This window comes from Streptomyces sp. GESEQ-4 (assembly GCF_017948455.1).
GTDB lineage: Bacteria > Actinomycetota > Actinomycetes > Streptomycetales > Streptomycetaceae > Streptomyces.
The window spans coordinates 286,243-311,998 of the sequence record NZ_JAFFSU010000005.1 but is presented as its reverse complement, the minus strand read 5'-3'; the positions used below and the strand labels follow the sequence as shown (position 1 = coordinate 311,998).

21 protein-coding genes and 1 riboswitch are annotated in these 25,756 nt (G+C 69.2%); of the genes, 10 read left to right on the top strand and 11 right to left on the bottom strand.

Features of this window, described 5'->3' with window-relative positions; genetic code table 11:
- Window positions 1-27 precede the first annotated feature (27 nt).
- From KCH48_RS13485 to KCH48_RS13470, 4 genes are all read right to left on the bottom strand, one after another.
- On the bottom strand, window positions 28-1,080 hold the full coding sequence (locus KCH48_RS13485; protein ID WP_210573591.1) for a M23 family metallopeptidase: 1,053 nt from the start codon (window positions 1,078-1,080) through the stop codon (window positions 28-30).
- A 161-nt stretch (window positions 1,081-1,241) separates the two neighbouring features.
- Complete coding sequence (cydD, locus tag KCH48_RS13480; protein ID WP_210573588.1) at window positions 1,242-4,739, bottom strand: thiol reductant ABC exporter subunit CydD; 3,498 nt, start codon at window positions 4,737-4,739, stop codon at window positions 1,242-1,244.
- 69 nt (window positions 4,740-4,808) lie between these two features.
- On the bottom strand, window positions 4,809-5,828 hold the full coding sequence (gene cydB, locus KCH48_RS13475; RefSeq protein ID WP_210573577.1) for a cytochrome d ubiquinol oxidase subunit II: 1,020 nt from the start codon (window positions 5,826-5,828) through the stop codon (window positions 4,809-4,811).
- A gap of 20 nt (window positions 5,829-5,848) precedes the next feature.
- Entirely contained in the window at window positions 5,849-7,357 is a 1,509-nt protein-coding gene (locus KCH48_RS13470) for a cytochrome ubiquinol oxidase subunit I (RefSeq protein WP_210573575.1), read from the bottom strand.
- Between the two features lie 325 nt (window positions 7,358-7,682).
- Between KCH48_RS13470 and KCH48_RS13465 the strand changes: the two genes are divergently transcribed.
- Window positions 7,683-8,915, top strand: coding sequence for an MFS transporter (locus KCH48_RS13465; RefSeq protein WP_246885216.1), 1,233 nt, complete (start codon window positions 7,683-7,685; stop codon window positions 8,913-8,915).
- A 45-nt stretch (window positions 8,916-8,960) separates the two neighbouring features.
- Here the strand turns inward: KCH48_RS13465 and hisC are convergent, their stop codons facing one another.
- A complete protein-coding gene (gene hisC / locus KCH48_RS13460) occupies window positions 8,961-10,040 on the bottom strand; it encodes a histidinol-phosphate transaminase (RefSeq protein ID WP_210573571.1) in 1,080 nt (359 codons plus the stop codon).
- A 442-nt stretch (window positions 10,041-10,482) separates the two neighbouring features.
- On the opposite strand from hisC, the gene KCH48_RS13455 reads away from it, so the two are divergent.
- From KCH48_RS13455 to KCH48_RS13445, 3 genes are all read left to right on the top strand, one after another.
- Window positions 10,483-11,595 (top strand): LacI family DNA-binding transcriptional regulator, encoded by a 1,113-nt coding sequence (locus KCH48_RS13455; RefSeq protein ID WP_210573569.1) that lies wholly within the window; start codon window positions 10,483-10,485, stop codon window positions 11,593-11,595.
- 185 nt (window positions 11,596-11,780) lie between these two features.
- The gene (locus tag KCH48_RS13450; RefSeq protein ID WP_246885268.1) at window positions 11,781-12,878 is read left to right on the top strand and encodes a metallophosphoesterase; all 1,098 of its coding nucleotides are present in this window, start codon (window positions 11,781-11,783) and stop codon (window positions 12,876-12,878) included.
- Between the two features lie 193 nt (window positions 12,879-13,071).
- Complete coding sequence (locus tag KCH48_RS13445; protein WP_210573559.1) at window positions 13,072-13,941, top strand: hypothetical protein; 870 nt, start codon at window positions 13,072-13,074, stop codon at window positions 13,939-13,941.
- Window positions 13,942-14,038: 97 nt separating this feature from the next.
- Here the strand turns inward: KCH48_RS13445 and thiC are convergent, their stop codons facing one another.
- Window positions 14,039-15,847, bottom strand: coding sequence for a phosphomethylpyrimidine synthase ThiC (thiC, locus tag KCH48_RS13440; RefSeq protein ID WP_246885214.1), 1,809 nt, complete (start codon window positions 15,845-15,847; stop codon window positions 14,039-14,041).
- Window positions 15,840-16,029, bottom strand: a riboswitch (TPP riboswitch). It overlaps the preceding gene by 8 nt.
- A gap of 71 nt (window positions 16,030-16,100) precedes the next feature.
- Here thiC and KCH48_RS13435 point away from each other — a divergent pair.
- Window positions 16,101-17,669, top strand: coding sequence for a YibE/F family protein (locus KCH48_RS13435; protein WP_210573558.1), 1,569 nt, complete (start codon window positions 16,101-16,103; stop codon window positions 17,667-17,669).
- Between the two features lie 139 nt (window positions 17,670-17,808).
- Here the strand turns inward: KCH48_RS13435 and KCH48_RS13430 are convergent, their stop codons facing one another.
- The 4 genes from KCH48_RS13430 to KCH48_RS13415 all read right to left on the bottom strand — a co-directional run bounded on the left by KCH48_RS13430 (window position 17,809) and on the right by KCH48_RS13415 (window position 20,150).
- Window positions 17,809-18,246, bottom strand: a complete 438-nt coding sequence (locus tag KCH48_RS13430; RefSeq protein WP_210573555.1) for an SsgA family sporulation/cell division regulator — start codon at window positions 18,244-18,246, stop codon at window positions 17,809-17,811.
- 98 nt (window positions 18,247-18,344) lie between these two features.
- Window positions 18,345-19,241, bottom strand: coding sequence for an IclR family transcriptional regulator (locus KCH48_RS13425; RefSeq protein WP_246885213.1), 897 nt, complete (start codon window positions 19,239-19,241; stop codon window positions 18,345-18,347).
- Window positions 19,242-19,440: 199 nt separating this feature from the next.
- Window positions 19,441-19,653 (bottom strand): DUF5326 family protein, encoded by a 213-nt coding sequence (locus KCH48_RS13420; RefSeq protein ID WP_030189024.1) that lies wholly within the window; start codon window positions 19,651-19,653, stop codon window positions 19,441-19,443.
- A 179-nt stretch (window positions 19,654-19,832) separates the two neighbouring features.
- A complete protein-coding gene (locus tag KCH48_RS13415) occupies window positions 19,833-20,150 on the bottom strand; it encodes a cupin domain-containing protein (RefSeq protein ID WP_095756014.1) in 318 nt (105 codons plus the stop codon).
- A 60-nt stretch (window positions 20,151-20,210) separates the two neighbouring features.
- Here KCH48_RS13415 and KCH48_RS13410 point away from each other — a divergent pair, with 60 nt between their 5' ends.
- From KCH48_RS13410 to KCH48_RS13390, 5 genes are all read left to right on the top strand, one after another.
- A complete protein-coding gene (locus KCH48_RS13410) occupies window positions 20,211-20,591 on the top strand; it encodes a phage holin family protein (protein WP_210573553.1) in 381 nt (126 codons plus the stop codon).
- A 7-nt stretch (window positions 20,592-20,598) separates the two neighbouring features.
- Complete coding sequence (locus KCH48_RS13405) at window positions 20,599-21,090, top strand: low molecular weight protein-tyrosine-phosphatase (protein ID WP_210573551.1); 492 nt, start codon at window positions 20,599-20,601, stop codon at window positions 21,088-21,090.
- Window positions 21,087-22,241: a cystathionine gamma-lyase gene (locus KCH48_RS13400; RefSeq protein ID WP_210573549.1), complete on the top strand. Its 1,155-nt coding sequence runs from the start codon at window positions 21,087-21,089 to the stop codon at window positions 22,239-22,241. Before KCH48_RS13405 ends, KCH48_RS13400 begins: the two co-directional genes overlap by 4 nt.
- A 230-nt stretch (window positions 22,242-22,471) precedes the next feature.
- Window positions 22,472-23,377: a LysR family transcriptional regulator gene (locus KCH48_RS13395; RefSeq protein ID WP_210573547.1), complete on the top strand. Its 906-nt coding sequence runs from the start codon at window positions 22,472-22,474 to the stop codon at window positions 23,375-23,377.
- A gap of 88 nt (window positions 23,378-23,465) precedes the next feature.
- Window positions 23,466-23,948 carry an NUDIX domain-containing protein gene (locus tag KCH48_RS13390; protein WP_210573545.1) on the top strand — a complete coding sequence of 161 codons (483 nt, stop codon included), beginning with the start codon at window positions 23,466-23,468 and terminating at the stop codon, window positions 23,946-23,948.
- A gap of 15 nt (window positions 23,949-23,963) precedes the next feature.
- Here the strand turns inward: KCH48_RS13390 and KCH48_RS13385 are convergent, their stop codons facing one another.
- A complete protein-coding gene (locus KCH48_RS13385; RefSeq protein ID WP_246885212.1) occupies window positions 23,964-25,457 on the bottom strand; it encodes a globin domain-containing protein in 1,494 nt (497 codons plus the stop codon).
- Window positions 25,458-25,756 lie beyond the last annotated feature (299 nt).

Here is a 25,756-nt window from a genome sequence, read left to right as displayed (position 1 = left end):
CTTACGTGCGCTCCGCGCGAGCGGCGATCACAGCCGGACCCCGCGCGCTTCCAGCCACGGCACCGGATCAACCGACGACCCGAGTTCCGGTGTGATCCGTACCTCGAAGTGCAGATGCGGGCCGGTGGAGTTGCCGGTGCTGCCGGACTGCCCGATCCACTGCCCGGGGGAGACTCGCTCGCCCTGGTCGACGGTGACGGACGCGAGGTGCCCGTACTGCGAGTAGTAGCCGCCGGGATGCCCGATCACGACCTGCATGCCGAAGGCGCCGCCGCACGACACCCTGACGACGCGTCCCGTGCCGACCGACCGGACCGGCGTGCCGATCGGCACCGCGAAGTCCTGCCCGGTGTGCCGGTGCGCCCACCGCTCTCCGCCGCTGCCGAAGCTCGCGGACATCTCGTACGTCTCCACGGGCGCGACCCACGCGCGCGTGCCGCTCACCTGTGGCTGGTCGATCCGGGCGGCACCACCGCAGCTGCCCGCGGCGACCGACGCGTCCGCCTGGCCCTGCAACTGTCGCCGCGCCTCGTCCAGCTTCCGCTCGATGTCCTTCTTCAACTGCGCGAGTTGGGCGTTGCGTCGCTCCAGGTCCTGCCATGCCGCCTCTGCCGTGGCCTCGTCCGCGGCCAGCCGCGTCTCGGCCCGGCGGCTCTTGTCGAGGGCGTTGCCGACGGCAAGTTGCGCTTGCGAGAAGACGCGCTGACCGCGCATCAGCTCGTCCGGGCTGTCGGCGAGGATGATCTGCGCGGTCAGCGGCACCCCGCCGCCCGTGCGGTACTGGGCGCGTGCGATACGGCCCAGGCCCTTGTGGAGCACGGCGATCTCCCGCCGCTCGCGGTCGAGGAGCGCCTCGTACCGTTCGGCTTTGGCCCGTTGCGCCTCGGCCTTCTGCCGCACCGCCTCGTACTGCCGCGTCGCCACCGCCGCTTCCTCGTACAGCCGCGCCACCTGAGCGCTGACCCCGGAGGGACCGTCGCCCGTCGCGTGGTCCGCGGCGCCGGTGGGGCGGGCCACGAGGACGGCGAGTGCGCACAGCAGCACCAGAACGACCAGCGGATGGCGGCGAGATGAGCGCATGTCAGCGATCGTGACGCCCTGCCGCGGCTGTGGGCCTGTTCACGTCGTACGCATGGGGGACGCGTTGCTGCGTACGGAGCACACCGGCCTGCGCACAACCGGGGCAGCGGCCTCTCAGCGCGGGGCCACCGTCGTACCGCCGCCGGCGGAGCAGCTCTCCGCTAGTGCACGCCGACCAGCAGCTCCGACTCCGCCTCCCGCTCCGCCATCCTCCGCAGCGGCCCTTCCACCACGGCCAGCTCCGCATACGTGCCCCGCTGCGCCACGTGCCCCTCCTCCAGCACGATCACCTCGTCCACCGTCTCCAGACCGACCAGCCGATGCGTGATGAGCAGTGTCGTACGACCCTCGGTGGCGGCCAGCAGATCGGCGGTGAGCGCGTCCGCCGTCGGCAGGTCGAGATGCTCGGCGGGCTCGTCGAGCACCAGGACCGGGAAGTCGGCGAGCAGTGCACGGGCCAGCGCGAGCCGCTGCCGCTGCCCGCCGGACAGCCGCGCCCCGTGCTCGCCGACCAGGGTGTCGAGTCCGTCGGGCAGGCTGTCGGCCCAGTCCAGCAGCCGGGCCCGCTGCAGGGCGTCGCGCAGTTCGCCCTCGGTGGCGTCCTTCCTGGCGAGCAGCAGGTTCTCGCGCACCGAGCTGTCGAAGAGGTGCGCGTCCTGGGCACACAGTCCGACGAGCCGCCGTACGTCGTCGCCGTCCAGCGCGCCCGCATCCACGCCGCCCAGCGTGTAAGAGCCCGCGTCCGCGTCCAGGAAGCGCAGCAGCACCTGCGCGAGCGTCGTCTTGCCGGACCCGGACGGGCCGACAACGGCGATCCGGCGGCCCTCCGCCAGCGTCAGGTCGAGGCCGGCGAGGGCGTCCCGCTCCTGCCCCGTGTGCCGGGCGGCCAGGGCCTTGACGACGACCGGGAACGGCGACGCGGGCGCCTGCCGGGGCCGCTCCGGCTCTTGTACGGGCTCGGGCGCGTCCAGTACGTCGTACACGCGCTCCGCGCTCCTGCGCACCCGCTGCCGGAACCGCACGGCCAGCGGCATGCCGAGCACGGCCTCGAAGGCGGCCAGCGGGGTGAGGACGACGACGGCCATCGCGATGCCACCCAAACGGCCGCCGGCGACCGCCTGGGCGCCCACGAGGGCGGTGGCGGCGACGGTCAGGCCGGAGACGAGCGCGGTGAGCCCGTCACCGAGCGCGGTGGCGGTGGCGGCGCGCGAGGCGATCCGGGTGAGCGTGCCGTCGGCCCGGCGTACCTCGGCGGTACGTGCGGGCAGCGCGCCGGCGACGGTCAACTCGGCGGTACCGGTGAGCAGATCGGCCACCCGGGTCGCCAGCACTCCACGAGCGGGGGCCAGTCTGCGCTCCGCTCGCCGGGCGACGGCGCCGGTGAGCAGCGGGACACCGGCTCCGGCCGCCAGCAGCCCGACGGCGAGCGCGACACCGGCCTCGGGCAGCAGCCAGGCCGTGAATCCGACCGAGGCGGCGGACACGGCGACGGCGGCACCGGCGGGCAGCAGCCAGCGCAGCCAGTAGTCCTGCAGTGCGTCCACGTCGGAGACGAGCCGCGACAGCAGGTCGCCCCGCCGGGTCCGGCGCAGTCCCGCGGGCGCCAGCCGCTCCAGCCGCCGGTACACGGCGACCCGTGTATCGGCCAGCATCCGCAGCACGGCGTCGTGCGACACCAGCCGCTCGGCATACCGGAAAACGGCGCGCCCGATGCCGAAGGCCCGTGTCGCCGTCACCGCGACCATTAGATACAGCACCGGCGGCTGCTGCGAGGCCCGAGAGATGAGCCATCCGGAGGTGGCCATCAGCCCGACGGCGCTCCCGAGAGCGAGGCTTCCGAGCAGCAGGGCGAGGGCGAGACGTCCGCGGTGGGCGCGGGCCATGGCGCGGACGCGGGCGAGTACGCCGCCGGCGGTCGTCGGGACCTCCGGCTCCGGCTCAGCGACGAGGTCGTCCGCCGCTGCTTCCTCGATGCGGTGAGCCACCGCTCCCTTGGACACGACCTCCGCGTCCACAGAAGCGCAGGCCATGACTTCTTCCAGCCGCACGACCCGATCCGCGACGCTCAGCAACGCCGGCCGATGCACCACGAGCAGCACTGTCCGTCCCACGGCCAGGCGCCGCACCGCCTCCACGACCTCGCCCTCGGTCTGCCCGTCCAGCGCGGCCGTCGGCTCGTCGAGCATCAGCACAGGCCGGTCCGCGAGGAAGGCACGGGCGAGCGCGAGCCGCTGTCGCTGACCGGCGGACAGCCCGGCCCCGTCCTCGCCGAGCAAGGTGTCCGGACCCTGGGGCAGCGCGTCCACGAACTGCAGGGCTCCCGCATCCCGAAGCGCCTGCCGTACGTCTGCGTCGTCCGCGTCGGGACGCGCCAGCCGTACGTTCTCGGTGATCGTCCCGGCGTACAGATGGGGCCGTTGCGGCACCCAAGCGATCCGCGACCGCCACTCCTCGAGGTCGACCTCGGTGAGATCGACTCCCCCGAGCAACACACGTCCCTCAGTGGGTCGTACGAACCCCAGCAGGACGTGCAGCAGCGTCGACTTGCCCGCGCCGCTCGGCCCGACGAGTGCGACCGTCTCTCCGGACTCGACGGCGAAGGACGCCTCGGACACGGCGTCCATGGACCGGCCGGGGTACCGGACGGTGACGCCCTCGAACCGCACCGGCCCGGTCGGCACGGCCGCGGTTCCCGACGCCGGCACCGGCGTCTCCAGCACCGCAAAGATCTCCTCGGCGGCCGCGAGCCCCTCCGCCGCCGCGTGGTACTGCGCCCCCACCTGTCGCAGCGGCAGATAGGCCTCGGGTGCGAGCACCAGAATGACCAGACCGATGTAGAGGTCCATCTCGCCGTGGACGAGCCGCATACCGATCGTCACCGCGACCAGGGCCACGGAGATCGTGGCGAGCAACTCCAGAGCGAAGGAGGAGAGGAAGGCGATCCGCAGGGTGCGCATGGTGGCCTGCCGGTACTCGCCTGTGATGCGGCGGATCGAGTCGGCCTGCGCCTTGGCCCGCCCGAACACCTTCAGGGTGGGCAGCCCCGCGATGACGTCCAGGAAGTGCCCGGACAGCCGGGACAGCAGCTGCCACTGACGGTCCATCCGGGACTGCGTGGCCCAGCCGATCAGCATCATGAAGATCGGGATGAGGGGCAGGGTGCCGACGATGATCGCGGCAGAGACCCAGTCTTCGGTGACGATCCGGGCCAGCACCGCTACAGGGACGACGACGGCCAACCCCAACTGCGGTAGGTAGCGCGAGAAGTAGTCGTCGAGGGCGTCGACTCCACGGGTGGCAAGGGCGACCAGCGAGCCGGTCCGCTGTCCGCTCAGCCAGCCAGGACCCAACGCCCCGGCCCGTTCCAGCAGCCGCCCCCGCAGCTCCGATTTCACCGCCGCGCTCGCCCGATGGGCGGCCAGCTCGGTGAGCCAGGCGACAGTGGCGCGAACGAGGGCGACGGCCACCAACAGCAGCAGGGGAGTGCTGAGTTCACCGACCGACAGCCTGTGCTGGAACGCGCCGACCACTACCTCGGCGATGAGCATGGCCTGCGCGATGACCAGCACCGCTCCGACAGCACCCAGGCCGACGACGGCCAGGAGAAAGAGCCGGGTGGCGCGGGCGTAGCGGAGCAGTCGCGGATCGATCGGTTTCACGTGAAACACACCCTCTTCTCACGAGGTCTCATGGGGCATGTTTCACGTGAAACATGCCCCAATTCGGACTCAGTGCGCTGCCCCGGCAGAAGCGTCGCCGGCGATGTGCTGCGTACCGATCCGCTTGCGGAACACCCAGTACGTCCACGACTGGTAGAGGACCACGATCGGCGTCGCGATCGCCGCACACCAGGTCATGATCTTCAGCGTGTACGGGCTCGACGACGCGTTCGTGACCGTGAGGCTCCAGTCCTCATTGAGGGAGGACGGCATGACGTCCGGGAAGAGCGACAGGAAGAGCATCGCCACGGTGGCCACGATCGTGATCCCGGACAGGGCGAACGACCAGCCTTCACGCCCCGCCTGATTCGCCATCAGCGCCGCGACCAGCGAGGCGACCGCCACGATCAGGGCCACCAGGCTCTGGCCGTCACCACTGTCGACCTGCGTCCAGAGCAGGAAGATGGACGCCAACACAGCGGTGACGAGGCCGACTCGCAGCGCCAGTTTCCGTGCCCGCACCCGGATGTCCCCGACCGTCTTGAGTGCCGTGAACACCGCACCGTGGAAGGTGAACAGGGTCAGGGTCACCAGACCGCCGAGCAGGGCGTACGGGTTGAGCAGGTCCAAGACGGTGCCGGCGTAGTTGAAGTCCTGGTCGATCTTCACGCCCCCCACGATGTTGCCGAAGGCCACTCCCCACAGGAACGCGGGGATCAGGGAGGTCCAGAAGATCGCCGTCTCCCAGTTGCGCTGCCAGTTCTCCTCGGGCCGCTTCGCCCTGTACTCGAAGGCGACGCCTCGCACGATAAGGCAGACCAGGATGAGCAGCAGCGGCAGATAGAAGCCCGAGAAGAGCGTGGCGTACCACTCGGGGAAGGCGGCGAAGGTCGCGCCGCCCGCCGTGAGCAGCCACACCTCGTTGCCGTCCCAGACGGGTCCGATGGTGTTGATCAGCACCCGCCGCTCGGGCCTGTCCCGCGCCAGCAGCTTGGTGAGGATGCCGACCCCGAAGTCGAACCCCTCCAGGAAGAAGTAGCCGGTCCACAGGACGGCGATGAGGACGAACCAGACGTCGTGAAGTTCCATGACTGTGCAGCTCCCTCGGCCTAGTACGAGAAGGCCATCGGCTTGTCGGCGTCACGGGGGTCGCCGCCGATCTTCGTGGGCGGGTTCAGGTCGGCCTCGGTGAGCTCGGGCGGGCCGGCCTTGATGTACTTCGCGAGCAGCTTGACCTCGATGACGGCGAGAATCGCGTACAGACTGGTGAAGACGATCATCGAGGTGATGACCTCGCCCTGGGAGACGCCGGGGGAGACCGCGTCACGGGTCTGCAGGACGCCGTAGACGACCCATGGCTGGCGTCCCATCTCGGTGAAGATCCAGCCCCAGGAGTTGGCGATCAGCGGGAAGGCCAGCGTCCAGATGGCGATGCGCCAGTACCACTTGGTGAGCGTCGGGCCGAGCGGCTTCTTCCGGAACAGCACGAGATGCGGTACCTCGTCATCGCCCACCCGCAGGTGCCGTGGCAGCAGGAACTTCTTGCGGGTCAGCCACAGTCCGATCAGGCCGATGGTGAAGGACGTCATGCCGAACCCGATCATCCAGCGGAAGCCCCAGTAGGCGACCGGGATGTTGGGCCGGTAGTCGCCGGGCCCGAACTGCTCCTGCTCGGCCTTCTGGACGTCGTTGATGCCGGGGACGTACGAGGTGAAGTCGTCCTTGGCCAGGAAGGACAGCAGGCCCGGGATCTCGATGGCGACCTTGTTGTGGCCCTTCTCCACATCGCCGTAGGCGAAGACCGAGAAGGGGGCCGGCGCCTCGCCGTCCCACAGCGCCTCGGCCGCGGCCATCTTCATCGGCTGCTGCTCGTACATGATCTTGCCGAGCGTGTCGCCGCTGACAGCGGTGAGCAGGCCGCCGATCGCGACGGTGACCAGGCCGAGCCGCAGCGAGGTCTTCATCTCACGGATGTGCTTCTTGCGGAGCAGATGGAAGGCGGAGATGCCGACCATGAAGGCACCGCCGGTGAGGAAGGCGGCGGAGAGTGTGTGGAAGGCCTGGGCGAGCGCGGTGTTCTGGGTCAGCACCAGCCAGAAGTCGGTGAGCTCGGCCCGCCCCTTCGCCTCGTTGATCCTGTAGCCGACCGGGTGCTGCATCCAGGAGTTGGCCGCCAGGATGAAGTACGCGGACAGGATCGTGCCGATCGAGACCATCCACATGCAGGCCAGGTGGATCTTCTTCGGCAGCTTGTCCCAGCCGAAGATCCACAGGCCGATGAAGGTCGACTCGAAGAAGAACGCGATCAGGGCCTCAAAGGCGAGCGGGGCGCCGAAGACGTCACCGACGAAGCGGGAGTAGTCGGACCAGTTCATGCCGAACTGGAACTCCTGCACGATGCCGGTGACCACCCCCATCGCGATGTTGATCAGGAAGAGCTTTCCCCAGAACTTGGTCGCCCTGAGGTACTTCTCCTTCTCCGTGCGCACCCAGGCGGTCTGCAGTCCGGCCGTGAGGGCGGCCAGCGAGATTGTCAGGGGGACGAACAGGAAGTGGTAGACGGTGGTGATGCCGAACTGCCATCGCGCCAAAGTCTCCGGCGCCAGAGCCAGGTCCACGTCGTCAGTCTCCTTACGTCGCCGTGGTCACAGCGGCAGCTTGCCCCGCTTGTTCCGTACATCTCGGGTTGAACTGGGACACGCTTGTGAACGCGTTCACATTCACAAGCAATTATGACGCACCCACTTTCGATCTCCGCAAGGGGGTCCCCCCTCGTCGTCTCTGTTCCACGTGAAACATCGACACCGATCTCACGGACGACGTAGAACTGGCCGACGGACAGCGACCGTCGGCTCTCTCGTTTGCTCCATCCGCCGGCCTCACGCTTGGATGGCGCCGGTCAAGGCGAGGCTGTTCGAGCCTCAAGCGAGGAGGTCCGGGGGCATGCTCGATCGGCGGTTCGAGTGGCTCTGGGCGTCCTACGCAGTCAGCACCTTCGGCACCTTCTTCGCCTTCGACGCCTTCCGTCTGATCGCCATCCTCGTCCTGGACGCCGGTCCGACGGAGGTGTCGCTGCTGGCCGCCGCGGGGCTGGCCGTGGGAGCGGTCGTCGCGGTCCCGCTCGGTCCCTGGGTGGAGTTCCGCCGCAAACGGCCGGTGATGATCGCGATGGACCTGGTGCGATTCACCGCGCTGCTGAGCGTCCCCGCCGCGTACGCGCTCGGCCTGCTCACCTTCGCCCAGCTCGTGATGGTGTCGGTCGTCGTCGCAGTGGCCGACATCGCCTTCATCTCGGCGAGCGGCGCCTTCCTCAAGAGCCTCGTACAGCCACAGGACCTGCTGGTCGCGAACGGCCGCTTCGAGTCCACGACCTGGACCGCCACCATGCTGGGCCCACCGCTCGGCGGGGCCGCGGTGGGCCTGTTCGGGCCGGTGACGACCGTGACGGCCGATGCGGTGAGCTACCTGCTCTCCGCACTGGGGATCCGCGCGGTGGGCGGCAAGGAGCCCCGCCCCGTACGTGAGGAGGGACCACGGCTGCGCGCAGGCGACCTGCTCGACGGCTGGCGCTACATCCTCGGCCACTCGACGCTGCGCCCACTGTTCTTCAACTCGGTCCTGGTCAACAGCCTGATCATGGCGCCGGCGCCGCTTCTCGCCGTCCTCATGCTCGGCCCGCTCGGCTTCGCACCGTGGCAGTACGCCCTCGCTTTCGCGGTGCCCTGCACCGGCGGCCTGATCGGCTCGTGGCTGGCCCGTCCGTTGGTCGCCCGGTTCGGCCGGCACCGGATCATGCTCACCGCCGGGGCGCTGCGCGCCTGCTGGCCGCTCGGACTGGCCTTCGTCGGCCCTGGCACAGCCGGGCTCGTCCTCGTCATGGTCGTCGAGTTCGGGCTGATCATCTGCATCGGGGTGTTCAGCCCGGTGGTCGCCACCTACCGGCTCGACCGAACCCCCAAGGAGCGTGTCGCCCGCACCCTGATGGCATGGTCGATCACCGGCAAGGCCGCCACCGCGACCATGACCGCCGTATGGGGCCTGCTGGCCGCCGTCACCGGCACCCGCACCGCGATCGCCATCGCCGGTCTCCTGCTGCTGACCACCCCGCTCCTGCTGCCACGACGCGACGACGCGCAGCAGCTCGAGCCGGACGAGGCGGCCAACACCCGTATCTGACGCGACACAGCGGGCTGCGACGCGGCCAGCGCTCCCTGTGTCCCGTTACAGCTCCTTACGGAACCCTTCGGCCACCTTCAGGAAGATGTCGTTCCCCTCGGTCTCGCCGACCGTCACCCGCACGCCCTCGCCCGGGAACGGCCGGACGACGACACCCGCCTGCTCACACGCCGCCGCGAACGCGACCGTGCGCTCCCCCAGCCGCAGCCACACGAAGTTGGCCTGAGTCTCGGGCACGGTCCAGCCCTGGGCGCGCAGCCCGTCGACCACACGCGTGCGCTCGCACACCAGCGAGCCGACCCGGCCGAGCAGTTCGTCCTCGGCACGCAGCGAGGCGATCGCCGCGTCCTGCGCGATCTGGCTCACACCGAACGGCACGGCCGTCTTGCGCAGCGCCGCCGCCACCGGCTCATGCGCGATCGCGAACCCGACGCGCAGCCCGGCCAGACCGTACGCCTTCGAGAACGTCCGCAGCACACAGACATTCGGCCGGTGACGGTACAGCTCCACACCGTCCGGCACCTCGGCATCACGGATGAACTCCCGGTACGCCTCGTCCAGCACCACGAGCACATCGCTCGGCACCCGGTCCAGGAAGCGCTCCAGCTCGGCCCGCCGTACGACCGTGCCCGTCGGGTTGTTGGGATTGCAGACGAAGACCAGCCGCGTCCGGTCGGTGATGGCGTCCGCCATCGCGTCCAGATCGTGCACATCACCCGGCGTGAGCGGCACCTGCACCGAGGTGGCGCCGCTGACCTGCGTGATGATCGGGTACGCCTCGAAGGACCGCCAGGCGTAGATCACCTCGTCGCCGGGGCCGGCGGTGGACTGGATCAGCTGCTGGGCGACGCCGACCGAGCCGGTGCCGGTGGCCAGATGGCTGACGGGGACCGCGAACCGATCGGACAGCTCGTTCATCAGGCCCGTGCAGGCCATGTCCGGGTAGCGGTTGAACGACGAGGCAGCGGCCGTCACGCTCTCCATCACACCGGGCAGCGGCGGATAGGGGTTCTCGTTGGAGGACAGCTTGTACGCCACCGGACCGCCGGCGGCAGCGGGCCGCCCCGGCTTGTAGGTGGGGATACCCTCCAGCTCGGCGCGCAGCTTGGGGCTGGTCTCGCTCACCGCAGTCCTCCTCGCGACCACCGGCGGCCCTTGACCGCCGCCGGCTTCCAATGCTTCTCACCTTATGAGGATTCGGCGCCGCTGCGTATGGGGCGGCGGTCACCTCGTACAGCCGGGAGGAGCTGATCCCATCTGCCCCACTGACATCAGGGGCATCACTGTACGAAGGTGTGCGAATTTCCAGGGCGCTCACACATATATCTATGCGCCGGTGGCTCGCGCGGTGGCGCGCATCACCCGTGAAGGTGAGTTGAGACCTCTTCGAAACATCGGCTACTTGGCAGGTATGCACACCCCGACAAGTTACGTGCTGGCGTGGAAGCGCCCAACTCTCTTGCTTTCCAAGGAAATTGACAGCCTATGACCTTGCAGAAACGTGCCTGTCAACGGGTGCATATGCGTCCGCACTACCCCACCGCATGAGCCCTACTATCGGCTCGCCATGACAGCAGCAGGGAAGCACCAGGTGAGCCGCGCGGAAACCTCACGTCGAGGCAGTCGGCCGGGCCGGGCAGGCATCAGAGACGTAGCCGCCGCCGCCGGAGTCTCCATCACGACCGTCTCCGACGCCCTCAACGGCAAGGGCCGGCTCCCGGACGCCACCCGACGCCATGTCCGCGAGGTCGCCGACCGACTGGGTTATCGCCCATCGGCCGCGGCCCGAACCCTCCGTACCGGCAAGTCCGGACTGATCGGCCTGACCGTGACGACATACGGGGATGAACCTTTCACCTTCACCGAGTTCGCGTACTTCGCCGAGATGGCCAGAGCCGCCACCTCGGCCGCGCTCGCCCGCGGCTACGCCCTCGTGATCCTCCCCGCGACCTCACGCCACGACGTGTGGTCGAACGTCGCCCTGGACGGCACGGTCGTGATCGACCCGTCCGACCAGGACCCGGTCGTCAGCGAGCTGGTCCGGCAGGGTTTACCGGTCGTCTCCGACGGCCGCCCGGCCGGGTCGCTGCCGGTCACGGCGTGGGTCGACAACGACCACGAGGCCGCGGTCATGGGCATCCTCGACCACCTGGCCGACGCCGGCGCCCGCCGCATCGGCCTGCTGACCGGGACGTCGACGGACACGTACACCCATCTGTCGACCACGGCGTATCTGCGCTGGTGCGAACGGGTCGGACAGGATCCGGTGTACGAGGCCTACCCGGCGCACGACCCATGCTCGGGCGCCGTCGCCGCCGACCGGCTGCTCGCCCGCCCCGACCGGCCCGACGCCGTCTACGGCCTGTTCGACCCGAACGGCACCGACCTGCTCGCCGCCGCCCGGCGCTACGGGTTGCGCGTACCGGACGACCTGCTTCTGGTCTGCTGCAGCGAGTCCACCGTGTACGCCAACACCGAGCCGCCCGTCACCACGCTCTCCCTGAAGCCGCGCCGCATCGGCACGGCGGTGGTCCAGCTCCTCATCGACGCCATCGAGGGGGCCGAGTCGGACCAACCGGTCGAGCAGGTGATACCGACCGAGCTGATCGTGCGCACCTCGTCCCAGCGACGGCCGCCGCGGACGACCGTCAGCCCGCCGCGGTCGCCCAAGAAGGAGTAGGCCAAGGGCGGTCGCCCAACGGGCAAAGCCCGGCCCAATCGGGGCGAAAGCCGCGATGAACTGGAGTCTTGCGCTGATTCACCACCCCTGGGTCATCACATGGCGCGATCCGCATTCCTATGATGGGCCCACGACACCGCGGGCCGCTGCGACCAGGCAGTCCGATGCGGTGCAGCTGCGGCGCGATGGTGGAGGGGTCGATGACTCAGGGGGCCGGTCAGGGACCCGAGGTGGAGCGGACGGCGACGTTGCGCGACTTCCGGGTACCCGCGTATGTCCACGAGACCGGTCTGTACGTCCACGACATGCACCCCGGCGAGGCCGTCAGCCCCGTCGAGGAGCCTGTGGACCACCCGGACGGCTACACACCCACGCAGCGCGACCTGCCCGTGATCAACCGGGGTGACACGCTGCAGGTGACCGTCGACCCCGTGTCCGAGCCGGCCCCGGACTCGACTGCCGGGCCCGGTGCGCTGTACGTCGTCGGAGACGTCCACGGTTATCTCGACGAGCTGGTGGCCGCCCTCCAGGAGAAGGGCCTCATCGACATCGGGGGCAACTGGTGCGCGGGCACCACCAGGCTGTGGTTCCTCGGCGACTTCACCGACCGCGGCCCGGACGGCATCGGCGTCATCGACCTCGTGATGCGGCTGTCCGCCGAGGCCGCCGCGGCGGGCGGCTACTGCAAGGCCCTCATGGGCAACCACGAGCTGCTCCTCATCGGCGCCAAGCGGTTCGGCGACACTCCCGTCAACTCCGGCGCGGGCACGGCCACCTTCCAGGCCGCCTGGCTGCTCAACGGCGGCCAGAAGACCGACATGGACCGCCTCCAGGACCACCACCTGCAGTGGATGGCCCGGCTGGACGCCATGGAAAAGGTCGACGGCCATCTGCTCGTCCACTCGGACACCACCGCCTATCTCGACTACGGCGACTCGATCGAGGCGGTCAACGACACCGTCCGCGAGACGCTCACACGCAATGACGCCGACGAAGTCTGGGATCTCTTCCGCAAGTTCACCAAGCGCTTCTCCTTCCGCGACGAGGGCGGCGCCGACCATGTGCGTTCACTGCTCGATACGTACGGCGGCACCCGCATCGTTCACGGCCACAGCCCCATTCCGTACCTCCTCGGCGAAGTCGGCTCCGAGGACGGCGAGGACGAGACCGGTCCCCATGTCGAGGGACCGCATGTCTACGCCGACGGGCTCGCCATCGCGATGGACGGCGGAGTGACCATGGCCGGAAAGCTGCTGGTCCAGCAACTTCCGCTGGATATCTGAACGTTCACAGGGCAGGCGTCCCGTCACGGAGGTACTGCCGGAGACGGCCCAGGCCAAGGGGCAATTTTTGGAAACCCCCTGTCACCGTGTGCCGTCACCGCTCTACCATCGGCTTATCCGTAGCAGGCTCCCCTCCGTTTCTGCCATACGGCTCGTCAGCGTGCGAGCCCCAAGCCCTACGGAGCATCGGGGGATGCACATGAACAGCGTTCCGCAGCACCTGCTGAGCGAGGACCGCCCGGAATACGAGCGGATCCTCGATGAGGCGCTGCGCTCCGCCCCACACCGCCCTGAACTGACCGCTGTCGGACAGCGGCTCAACCCCGAACAGCTGCGCACCATGGCTCTCAACGCCTCCGCACTCATCACCGCGGCGGCGGCCACCGAGTACCAGCACTACGTGAAGGTCCGCGAGGAACTGCGCCAACCGGCGCCGTCCACCCCGTCGTCCGTCCGCGAATCCGGTTCCACGGAGCCGGCCGCGAACACGGTGGGGCTCGCCGCCACCATGGGAGAGGTCGCCGAGACCGCCGGCGCGGGCGCCGTCGCCGTCGTCGCGGTCCTGGCACCCGTCCTCGCCGGAACCGCAGCGGCGATCTTCCTGCTCGTGGGCTACATCCTGAAGATGCTGGACCCCGTGCCGAAGTTCGCCCAGACCATGCTGAACACCGGATGGGTGTTCGGCGCCGTGACGGCGATCGCGATCCTTGTCGCCGCCGTCGGACTGCTGATCACCGCCCTGCGCAACAGGCCCTCGCTCGACACCGGCCCTTACGGCAAGCTGGGCGGGGAGGTGGACAGGGCCAGGGAAGCCTGGCGCGAGGCCCTGCTGGAACGCGGCATCCTGCCGTTCCTGCGAGAAGCACTGGCCGAGCCCGGCGCCGCCGCGGCACTGCACCGCACGGCACCCCAGGCGACCCCCAGCCGCATGCCGCATCTCGGCTACAACCGCCCGGGCTTCAGCAGCCCCGACGAAGGCTCCGCCCCGGGCCATCGTCCGAGCTTCAGCAGCCCGGACTACAGCAGCCCGGATTTCGGAGGCCCGGAGCACCAGCCGGAGTAAGCCCGCTCCGGCATGACGCCCCTCGGCTTGCGCCCCCCCCCGGAGGGGAGCGCAAGCCGAACACGGGGCTGCGGACGGCCTGTTCCGGACGTCGACGTCAGTTCGCGATCGGCAGATACACACGGTTGCCCGCGTCAGCGAACTCCTTCGACTTCTGCGCCATACCCTCCTCGATCTCCGACTTGGTGCTGCCGTGCTCACGGCGGATGTCTTGTGAGATCTTCATCGAGCAGAACTTCGGCCCGCACATCGAGCAGAAGTGAGCCGTCTTCGCCGGCTCGGCCGGCAAGGTCTCGTCGTGGAACTCCCGGGCCGTGTCCGGATCGAGGGCGAGGTTGAACTGGTCCTCCCACCGGAACTCGAAGCGCGCGTCGGACAGCGCGTCGTCCCACTCCTGTGCACCGGGGTGCCCCTTGGCGAGGTCGGCTGCGTGGGCGGCGATCTTGTAGGTGATGACGCCGGTCTTGACGTCGTCACGGTTGGGCAGGCCCAAGTGCTCCTTGGGCGTGACATAGCAGAGCATGGCCGTGCCCCACCAGGCGATCATCGCGGCACCGATGCCGGAAGTGATGTGGTCGTACGCCGGCGCGACGTCCGTCGTCAGCGGGCCGAGCGTATAGAATGGAGCTTCATCGCAGATCTCCTGCTGAAGGTCGATGTTCTCCTTGATCTTGTGCATCGGGACATGTCCCGGGCCCTCGATCATGGTCTGTACGTTGAAACGCTTCGCGATCTGGTTGAGTTCCCCGAGAGTTCGGAGTTCCGCGAACTGCGCCTCGTCGTTGGCGTCCGCGATGGAGCCGGGCCGCAGTCCGTCGCCCAGCGAGTACGTGACGTCGTAGGCGGCGAGGATCTCGCAGAGTTCCTCGAAGTTCTCGTAGAGGAACGATTCCTTGTGGTGCGCCAGGCACCACGCCGCCATGATCGAGCCGCCGCGCGAGACGATGCCGGTCTTGCGGTTGGCGGTGAGCGGAACGAACGGCAGGCGGACGCCCGCGTGGACGGTCATGTAGTCCACGCCCTGTTCGGCCTGTTCGATGACCGTGTCCTTGTAGATCTCCCAGGTCAGCTCCTCGGCGCGGCCGTCGACCTTCTCCAGGGCCTGGTAGAGGGGGACCGTGCCGATGGGAACGGGGGAGTTGCGCAGTACCCACTCACGGGTCGTGTGGATATTGCGGCCGGTGGACAGGTCCATGACCGTGTCGGCGCCCCAGCGGGTCGCCCAGGTCATCTTCTCGACCTCCTCCTCGATGGAGGACGTCACCGCGGAGTTGCCGATGTTGGCGTTGACCTTCACCAGGAATCGCTTGCCGATGATCATCGGTTCGATCTCCGGGTGGTTGACGTTCGCGGGCAGCACGGCCCGGCCCGCCGCGATCTCCTCACGGACCACCTCGGGCGCAACACCCTCCCGGACAGCCACGAACTCCATCTCGGGCGTGATCTCGCCCCTGCGTGCGTAGGCGAGTTGGGTGACGGCCTTGTCGTCGCGGCTGCGGCGCGGCTGACGTGGCCGTCCGGGGAAGACCGCGTCGAGGTTGCGCAGGCCGCCGCGCGGTGAGGTGTGCTTGATGCCGTCGTCCTCGGGACGGACGGGACGGCCCGCGTACTCCTCGGTGTCGCCGCGGGCGATGATCCAGTTCTCTCGCAGCGGGGCCAGTCCCCGGCGGACGTCGGTGTCGACCAGCGGATCGGTGTACGGGCCGGAGGTGTCGTACAGCGTGACCGACTGCCCGTTGGTGAGATGCACCTGGCGGACCGGCACGCGCAGATCAGGGCGTGAGCCCTCGATGTACGCCTTGTGCCAGCCGATGGACTTCCCGGCCTCCTCGCTGGTCGGAGTCGGCGACGGAACGTCCGTCGCGTTCTGCGTGGAGGCAGGCGTGCGTGTGTCATTGATGGTCATGAGACCTACTCCCTACGCCGGCATTACCCGGTAACAGGTTCAGCGGTCGACGCAGCGGTTTCCGTCTGCCGGCGTTTCATGGGGAACATCACTCGATTCCGATGACGTTCCACGTGAAACATTGCGAAGACGGAGGTCAGCGCCCTCTCAGCCCGGTGCTCCGAGCTCCCGCGTGTACAAAGGTGCCTACACGCTAGCGTCAATTCGGGCGTGCTGAACAGTGGGCCCCGGCCGTTCTTGCGATGATCGGGCGGTGACCACGACACATCAGTCCCCGTACCCACCGCCCGAGCCGCCCCGCGGCCCCGGCTCCGGAAGCGGCCCCGCGAACGGCAACAGCCGTGGAAGCGGGCCTGTTTCCGGCGGCGGTCGCGAGACTGGAGCCGGAACCAGATCCGGCGACTGGCATGAGCACGGGCCCGCCTCCGATGCCGGACCCGACCAGAGTTCGGGTGCCGGTGGCGGCCACGGTCATGGCGGCGGGGGCGGACACGGACCCGGGGGCGGCGGCGGTGACGGGCATGGCCACTCGCACAGTCACGGTCCCGCGGCGCCCGTCTCCCAGCATCTGCGTAAGATCATCGCGGCGATCCTCATCCCGTTCGCCGCAGCCGTGGTCGTAGGCCTCGCAGTGCTGTGGCCCGGCGGAGCGCCGCCGCACGAGCGCACCGGGGTCGGCTTCGACCGGCAGACCCAACAGGCCACGGTCACCAAGGTGGTCGAGGTCAGCTGCAAGGACGTCAACGCCTCGGGTGAGACCCCCACCGGTGACACCTCCACCGCGGAGGGTTCCTCGGCGCAGCAGCAGGCGAACGGCACCTGCAAGAAGGCGACGATCCGGGTCGACACGGGCAAGGACGAGGGCCGTACGTTCACCGAGATCGTGCAGCCGGACCAGTCGCGGCAGCTGGAGGAGGGCCAGAAGGTCGTCGTCGCCTACGAGCCTTCCGCACCCAAGGACTTGCAGTACTCGGTCACCGATGTGAACCGTCGTCTTCCGATGATGGTCCTTGCCGGGATCTTCGCCCTCGCCGTCGTGGTCGTCGGACGGTTGCGGGGTGTCATGGCACTGGTCGCGCTGGCCATCAGCTTCCTGGTGCTGAACTTCTTCATCCTGCCCGCCATCCTGCAGGGCTCGAACCCACTGGTCGTGGCGGTGATCGGGTCGAGCGCCATCATGCTGGTCGCCCTGTATCTGTGCCACGGCCTGTCCGCGAGAACCTCGGTGGCGGTGCTCGGCACCCTCATCTCGCTGTTGCTGATCGGCATCCTGGGCTCACTGTTCATCGACTGGGCCGCGCTCACCGGCAACACGGATGACAACACCGGTCTGATCCACGGCCTCTATCCGTCGATCGACATGAGTGGTCTGCTGCTCGCCGGCATCATCATCGGTTCGCTCGGTGTGCTCGACGACGTGACGGTCACGCAGACGTCGGCGGTCTGGGAGCTGCACGAGGCCAACCCGACGATGGGCTGGCGCGGGCTGTACCGCGCGGGCATCCGCATCGGTCGCGACCACATCGCATCGGTGGTCAACACGCTCGTCCTCGCCTATGCGGGCGCCGCCCTGCCGCTGCTGCTGCTCTTCTCGATCGCGCAGAGCAGCGTCGGCACCGTCGCCAACAGCGAGTTGGTCGCGGAGGAGATCGTGCGCACGCTGGTGGGCTCGATCGGTCTGGTCGCGTCGGTGCCGGTCACCACGGCGCTCGCGGCGCTGATGGTCTCGGCCGACCGCCCTGGAGGAGAGCAGGCCGCTCCGTCCGGCGCGACTGTCGCGGCTCCGACACGAGGCGGGAAGGGGCGACGCCGCAAGCGCTGAGGTGAGCGGCCACCGGAAGCCGCTCACCACGGGCGCCATCCGAACCCGCAATCGCTCACCTCGGCCTGCCTCGCAAAAGCGTTCCTGCACGGCTGCACAGCCCCGGCGAACCGTTGCATCACCGCCGCCCCCCAACCCTTCACCCCGCGCTCTGCTCCTCCGCCAGGATGCGGTCCAGCGCCTCGTCGAGGTGGGCGTCGAAGTCGGCGAGGGCGCCCTCCTGGCCCAGCGGCACCAGCTTGTCGGTGCGGTCGAGAAAGGCCACGAGCGGTGCCGCCGAGGAACGGAACACGGCCTGATCGCCCCCGACCTGAAGCCGGATCAGGACGTCGCCGAGCGTGTCGTGTTCGGCGGGTGAGACACGGACGTCCCCCTCTCCGCACGGGCGGCCCACCCCGTCGATCAGCAGCTCCCGCCCGAACGCCCAGGTCACGGGGGCGTCACCGGGCAGATGGAACGTCAGCCGCACGGCATAGGGATCATCGGTCTCGTAGCGCAACTCCACCGGGATACGGAAGGAGAGCTCCTCGGACACGAGAAAGCTCATCATGACCTCTGCCTGTACGGACTCGCGCATCGCCTGTCCCGTCATTTGCCATCGTCCGGCCGGGAATGGACCCCCGGCACTGAAGGCATCTTGCTGAACGTACACGACAGATCACAAGGAGTGAGTTTTCAGATGCTGATAGAGATCGCCAGCGAGCCCAGGAGCCGCCCGATCTCACCCTGCAACTGCCGCACCGCGGGCAGCAGCCGATCGGCTTGATGGGAGGGCAGCGAGATGGCCATCGTCGCGGCCGTGGTGCCCACGGTGATCGGAATCGCCGCGCACACGGTCCCCAGCGCGTACTCCTGCCGCTCGGTCACCGGCTGCGTCCGCCGCGTCCGTTCCAGCCGCCGCAGCAGCGTGTGGTCGTCCCGCACGGTGTACGGGGTGATGGACTGCACGGGATAGCGATCGAGATGGTCGCGGCGCGCGTCCTCGTCGAGTTGCGACAGCAGGCACTGCCCGATGGCGTGCGCATGCCCGGTCTCGCGGAAGTCGGCCCACTCCTCGACCGCCGGATTGCCCGGGGTGTCGGAGACACACATGACTTCGATCTCGCCGTCCTGGTACATCGCGTAGTACACGGGTACGCCGATGGCGTCGCGCCAGGTCGCGAGTGTCTCGACGACCGTGGTGCGACGTTTCTGCCGGGCCCCGCTGCTGCTCAGCCGCTCAGCGGCCGCCCCGAGGAAGAACAGCCCTTTGTCACGGCGCAGATAGCCCTCGTGCACGAGGGTGCGCAGCAGGTGGTAGGCCGTGGGCAGCGCCAAGCCGGTCTCGCGGGCCAGCTGCTTGGCGGGGGCGCCATGCGGATGCTCGGCGACCGCTTCGAGGAGGCGCATGGCGCGCTGAACGGATCCGATGAGCGTCGCGGAGTGCGGCTGCTCCTCAGGAGCCGCTGTCTGCTGCCGGGGCTGTCGCTCCCGGGGGCCGGGCTGTTCCGGGGGCCTGAGGCGGGTGCCCGGGGTCAGGACGGCTGTGGGGGGTGCGTGGGGGTCTGCCGGTGCGGTGTCAGCCGTGGCCAAGGGTTACTCCCGATGCGAGGGGGCAGCCCGTGCGGGGGGAACACGGGAGGGGTGTGCGCCGCTCGCGGGGTTCGTACGCCCCGCGTCGAATTCCGGACTTTAACCGTCTGCCACCGCTCGCAGTCGGCCCGTCCGGAAAACTTCCCTCGCCCGAGGGAACCGGTGATTCCTGTTACCGCTCACCGGCTCCCCGCGGTCCTCACCAGTCGCTGCGTGAGGACGAGCTCGACGTGAACTTGCGTACGACGTAGATGAGTCCACCGACCAGTGCCACGAAGACCAGCAGCTTGAACAGCAGCCCGATGACGAAGCCGACGACGCTGGCTATCAGCCCGCCGAACACGACCAGGGCGATGACAGGCACCGCGATCCACTTCACCCACCACGGCAGTCCCGTGAAGATCTCTCGCATCGCCCTTGTCCTTACTGCTCCGCCCGCCGCTGTGCCGGGTCCGTCGATGTCCGGTCCTGTCGGTACCGGATCCTTCTGATGTCCTGCACTCGATGCTAGGGCCGCGAGGGGGCGCAGCGGGGGCCTCGCAGCCCTTGTCCTCCCCTGATCGATCCCCTAGGGAATCCCGGGGTGCCAGGTCAGCTCTCGGGCGGAGAGAACACCACCAGCACCCGCAGGTCCTCGCTGATGTGGTGGAACTTGTGGGCGACACCGGCCGGCACGTACACCACGCTGCCACGTGCCACCTGCGTGGTCTCCAGGCCGACGGTGATCGCGGCGCGGCCGCTCACAATGAAGTAGACCTCGTCCTGGTTGTGCGGCTTCTGTGGATCATGCTCGCCCGCGTCGAGCGCGTACAGGCCGACCGACATGTTCCGCTCACGCAGAAACTGCAGGTAGGCGCCCTCATTGGCGGCGCGCTCCGCCTCCAGTTCATCCAGCCGGAATGCCTTCATCGCCCTCGTCCGCCTTTGTCCCACTGCTGGTAACCGATCTCGTCTGCCACGATCAGACACATGAAGAATTTCGTAGTCAAGACGATCGCCAACGCGGGCGCCCTGGCGGTCGCCGTATGGCTGCTCGACAAGATCACCCTCACCGGGGACAGTACGGGCAAGAAGATCTGGACGCTCGTCCTCGTCGCCCTGGTCTTCGGCCTGGTGAACTTCCTGGTCAAGCCCATTGTGAAGCTGTTCAGCCTGCCGCTGCTCATCCTGACGCTCGGCCTGTTCACCCTGGTCGTCAACGCGCTGATGCTGCTGCTCACCTCATGGATCGCCGACAAGCTCGACCTGAGCTTCCACGTCGAAGGCTTCTGGACCGCGGTCCTGGGCGGCCTGATCATCTCGATCGTGTCCTGGGCACTCCACGTGGCCCTGCCCGACGGCAAGGACTGAGTACGGCATGCCCTACCGCGTCTGCTTCGTCTGCACCGGCAACATCTGCCGCTCCCCGATGGCCGAGTCCGTCTTCCACGCGCGCGTGGCGGAGGCCGGGCTGGACGAGTTCGTCGAGGTCGACAGCGCCGGCACGGGCGGCTGGCACGAGGGCGACGGAGCCGACCCGCGCACCGTAGCCGTACTCGCGGAGCACGGCTACGACAGCGAGCACACGGCCCGCCAGTTCCAGGCCTCCTGGTTCTCCCGCCTCGACCTCGTCATCGCCCTCGACACCGGCCACCTCAAGGCCCTGCGCCGCCTCGCACCCACCGAACAGGACGCGGCGAAGGTGCGGCTGCTGCGCTCGTACGACCCCACCGCGGGCCACGACGTCGACGTCCCAGATCCGTACTACGGGGGGATGGACGGCTTCGAGGAGTGTCTTGAGATGGTGGAGGCAGCGAGCACAGGACTGCTCGCCGCGGTCCGCGAGCAGGTGGAGGGGGAGGCAGCGTGAACGATTCCGCAAGGGGCAGGGGCGGTCCCGGCACCGGCGAGGGCACGCGCGCGGTGCGGGCCGGCCTCCCTGAGCCGGTCAAGGGCGAGCCGACGCTGCCCGGTCCGGTGTTCGCCGCGCACTACCATCTGCCGGGCGACCCGACGGGCCCGTACACCTACGGCCGCGACGAGAACCCGACCTGGACGCATCTGGAGCGCGCGATCGGCGAGCTGGAGGCTCCCGGGCAGGACGGCATCGAGACGCTGGTCTTCGCCTCCGGCATGGCCGCCGTCTCCTCCGTCGTCTTCTCCCAGCTGCGCTCCGGCGACACGGTCGTCCTGCCCGGCGACGGCTACCAGGCGCTGCCGCTGCTGCGCACGCAGCTGGAGTCGTACGGCATCGAGGTGCGCACCGCTCCGACCGGAGGCGACGCCCAACTGGACGTCCTCGATGGCGCCAGGCTGCTGTGGATCGAGACCCCGTCGAACCCCGGGCTGGACGTGTGCGACATCCGGCGGCTCGCCGAGGCGGCACACGCGCGTGGCGCCCTCGTCGCCGTCGACAACACGCTCGCGACACCGCTCGGGCAGCGTCCGCTGGAGCTGGGCGCCGACTTCTCGGTGGCCAGCGGCACCAAGCAGCTCACCGGGCACGGAGACGTCCTCCTGGGCTACGTCGTCGGCCGCGACGCCGAGGCCATGGCGGCCGTACGCCGCTGGCGCAAGGTCGTCGGGGCGATCCCGGGGCCCATGGAGGCCTGGCTCGCGCACCGTTCCGTCGCGACGCTGCAGCTACGGGTGGACCGGCAGAACGCCACCGCCCTCGCGGTCGCCGAAGCGCTGCGCGACTGGCCCGAGGAGCTCAGGGTGCGCTACCCGGGATTGGTGAGCGACCCCTCGTACAAGATCGCCTCGCAGCAGATGCATCGCTACGGGTGCGTTGTCTCCTTCACGCTGCCCACGCGCGCGCGTGCCGACCGTTTTCTCGACGCCCTGCGGCTCGTCGACGACGCGACGAGTTTCGGCGGGGTGCGCTCCACGGCCGAGCGCCGGGGCCGCTGGGGCGGGGATGCGGTGCCGGAGGGCTTCATCCGCCTCTCCGTCGGCGCGGAGGATCCCGAGGACCTGGTGGCCGATGTGCTGCACGCGCTCGACGAGTCGGCGGGCTGACGGCTTCTCACCGGCCCCGACGGGGTCCGGATACGTACAACGGACGGTCCGAGCCTCCCCCCTCGTGGCTCGGACCGTCCTCGGTTCCGCGCGCGAAGAACCGCGCGAACAAGGCTAGTTGACTCTGTGTCAGTGTCCAATCACAGTAGCGACAGCGACCTATCGACTTATTTATAGTTGGGCGCGACCGGGGGGTCAGCAGAGGGAAGCAGAGAAGGGGAGGGTGCGCCATGGATCTGGCCTTGCTGCGCACCTTTGTGACCGTGCACAGGGCCGGCTCCTTCACCCGCGCCGCCGCGCTGCTCGGACTGTCCCAGCCGGCCGTCACCTCCCAGATCCGCACCCTGGAGCGGCAGCTGGGCCGCCCTCTGTTCCTGCGGCAGGCGCGAGGTGTGACACCGACGACCATCGGCGACGAGCTTGCGCACAAGGCCGCGCCGCATCTCGACGCGCTGGTCGAGATCGCCGAGACGGGGATCGACGACGAGTCCTCCTTGCGCACCCTGCATCTCGCCGGCCCCCCCGAGTTCACCGCCGAGCGAGCGCTGCCGGTGCTCACCGAGCTGACCGGCGAGGACGGCCAGGGCTTCGCGCTGCGCGCCTCCTTCGGGAACGCCGAGGAAGCTTTGGAGGGGCTCGCCGCCGGGCATCACGATCTGGCCATCAGTACGGCACGTCCACGCGGTGCTCTGCTCACGGCGACTGCGCTCTGCGACGAAGAGCACGTCCTGGTCGCCGCCCCGCGCTGGGCCGAGCAGATCGACTCCGGGAAGCTGCACCACATGGGGGCGCCCGTCCTGGAGAACCTTCCCGTCGTCGAGGTGCACGAGTCACTGCCCTTCGTCTCCCGCTACTGGGCCTCCGTCTTCGACTCCCGCCCGGCGGCCTCCGGCGCCGTCATCGTTCCCGATCTGCGCGCGGTGCTCGCCTGCGCGTCCGCGGGCGCCGGGCTCGCGGTGCTGCCTCGCTATCTCTGTGCGCCCGCTCTGGAGCGTGGGGAGGTCGTGGCCCTGCACGAGCCCGCGGTCCCGCCGCTGCGGACGTACTTCCTGGTGGTGCGGACCGGCACGCTGGCGATGCCGCACATCGCCCGGGCCCATGAGTGGCTGCACCAGGCCGCCACGGACTGGTGTTGAGGCTCCGACCACCGGGCATCACGCCCCGAGCCCATGCGGTGACATGCCGCGATGTTTCACGTGGAACATGGCGGGCCACATTTCTCCCATGACCGTCCGACCCGTGGTCAAGCGCACCGCCCGCGCCGTTCTCCTGGACGGTGACGACCTGATCCTCATCAAGCGCACCAAGCCCGGCGTCGATCCCTACTGGATCACGCCCGGTGGTGGGGTGGAACCGGAGGACACGACGGTCGTCGAAGCCCTGCACCGCGAGGTCTACGAGGAACTCGGCGCCAAGATCATCGATGTGGTGCCCTGCTTCGTGGACACCGTGGAGCACATCGGCGAGGACGGCGGCGCGACCGGAGTGAAGGTGCAGCACTTCTTCGTCTGCCATCTGGGATCCATGGACCCGGCCCTGCGGCACGGACCCGAGGTGGACGAGCCAGCTGGCGAGTACGAGATCGTCCGCGTGCCGTTCACCCGCGTCGGCATCGCCTCCGTGCACCTCGTCCCGCTGTCACTGCGGCACTACCTGGACGGGAACATCGAGGGCGTACGCGCGATGCACGCCCCGGACCTGGGCTGATAGCGCGCTGGGGCATCAGTCCCCGACGGCGACGAGCTCCTCCACCGAGTCATGCCGTATGCGCTCCGACGGGATGCCGACGTCCCTCAGGGCGTCCACGCCGCTGCGGATCATTCCGGGCGGGCCCGAGAGATAGGCGTCGTACTCGGTCCAAGGCCCGTACTCGCGTACGGCGTCAGGGAGCTGGAGATGCGCCTTCTGGTCGACGATCGCCCGGACCGAGAGCCAGGGGTGGGACTGCTGGAGTCTGAGCATCGTGTCGATGTCGTACAGGTCGTGATCGGTGCGGGCGCCGTAGAACACCTCGACCGGTCGCCGCTCGCCGTGCTCGGCGACATCCTCGACGAGGGCCTTGATGGGCGCTATTCCGGTGCCGCCGCCCAGACAGAGCAGCCCGCTGTCCGTCGTGTGGTCCACCGTCATCGAACCGGCGGGCGGGCCGAGCCGGATGATGTCGCCGGGCCGGGCACGGTGCACCAGGGCGTTGGAGACCCAGCCGGCGGGGACGGCCTTCACATGGAACGACAGCAGGCCGTCGGAGCGGGGCGCCGACGCGAAGGAGTAGTGCCGCCATATTCGCGGCCACCACGGCGTCTCCAGGCTCGCGTACTGACCGGCGAGGAAGGGATAGGGCTGGTCCGGGCGGACGGTGACCACCGCGACGTCCGGCGTCCTGAGATCGTGCGCCACGACCTCCGCGTACCACCAGGCCGGGGCGCGCAGTTCGTCCGCGGCCGCCGCGTCAATCATCACCTGCGAGATCGTCGTGTACGTCCGGACCCAGGCCGCCTCCGTCTCCGCGTCCCAGATGGACTCGGCGTATCGGCTCAAGGCGCCGATGAGGCACTCACCGACGGCCGGGTAGTGCTCGGGACGGGTGCCGTACTTGCGGTGGCCGCGTCCGAGGTTCTGCAGATACTCGACGAGGACCGGGGTGTTGTCGATGTGCTCGGCCGCGGTGAGCAGCGCCTTGAGCAGCCGGTCCCGCTGGGTGTCCATGGCGGCCGGGAACAGCGACCGCAGGTCGGGATGGCGGACGAAGAGCAGCGCGTAGAAGTACGAGGTGACCTTGTCGGCAACCGGGCCGACCTCGGCCATGGTCCGGCGGACGAGAACGGCGTCCGGCGAGGCGGCGCTCTCGGGCGGCTCCGAGCGCTGGGCGGGTACGCGCTGCTCGGAGGGCGGAGGATCGGCCGGGATGGCTTGCGGCGGCGGGGGAGCAGCCAGGCTGCCTGCCGGGGAGGACGGCGGTGCCGCGGGACCTGCCTCGACGTCAGGGGGCGGCGTGGCAGCGCGTGCGGACGGCTCCTCGGTGGCCGTCTCCGGCGCATTCTCCGGGGCTGCGACGGAGGCAGACCTGCCCATCGGCCGCATTCCGGCCAGGCGGCTGCCCTCCGCCGCGTCCTGCTCACCGCCCGGAGTCGCCGGCGGCGGCTTGCGCGGCGTGAACCAGCCGCCACCGCCGCCGGAAGTGCCATTGTCGGCCGACGTGGTGGTCGGAGCGTCCATCGTGTGCCTCGCCTCGAACATCTTTCGGTCGGTCTGCGCACTTCCCTGTTCGGAAGGTGCCTGCTTTCCCCCGCAGACGGTTGTGCTGTCCCGTTCGGCGCCGCGGCCAATGCGGCCACATTCAACCCGCATTCGTGCTGCGTACGGACAAGTAAGGCGAGAGTGTGACATTGGCCGCAGTGCTGTGACCGCAGCATCCCACCCCGCGTGGAAGCCTCAGCCGTATAACCCGGAATGCGGGTCTTCGATCTCTCCGTCCCGTTAGGCTGCATTGCCCTGCTCTCGGCCCGGACCAAGAG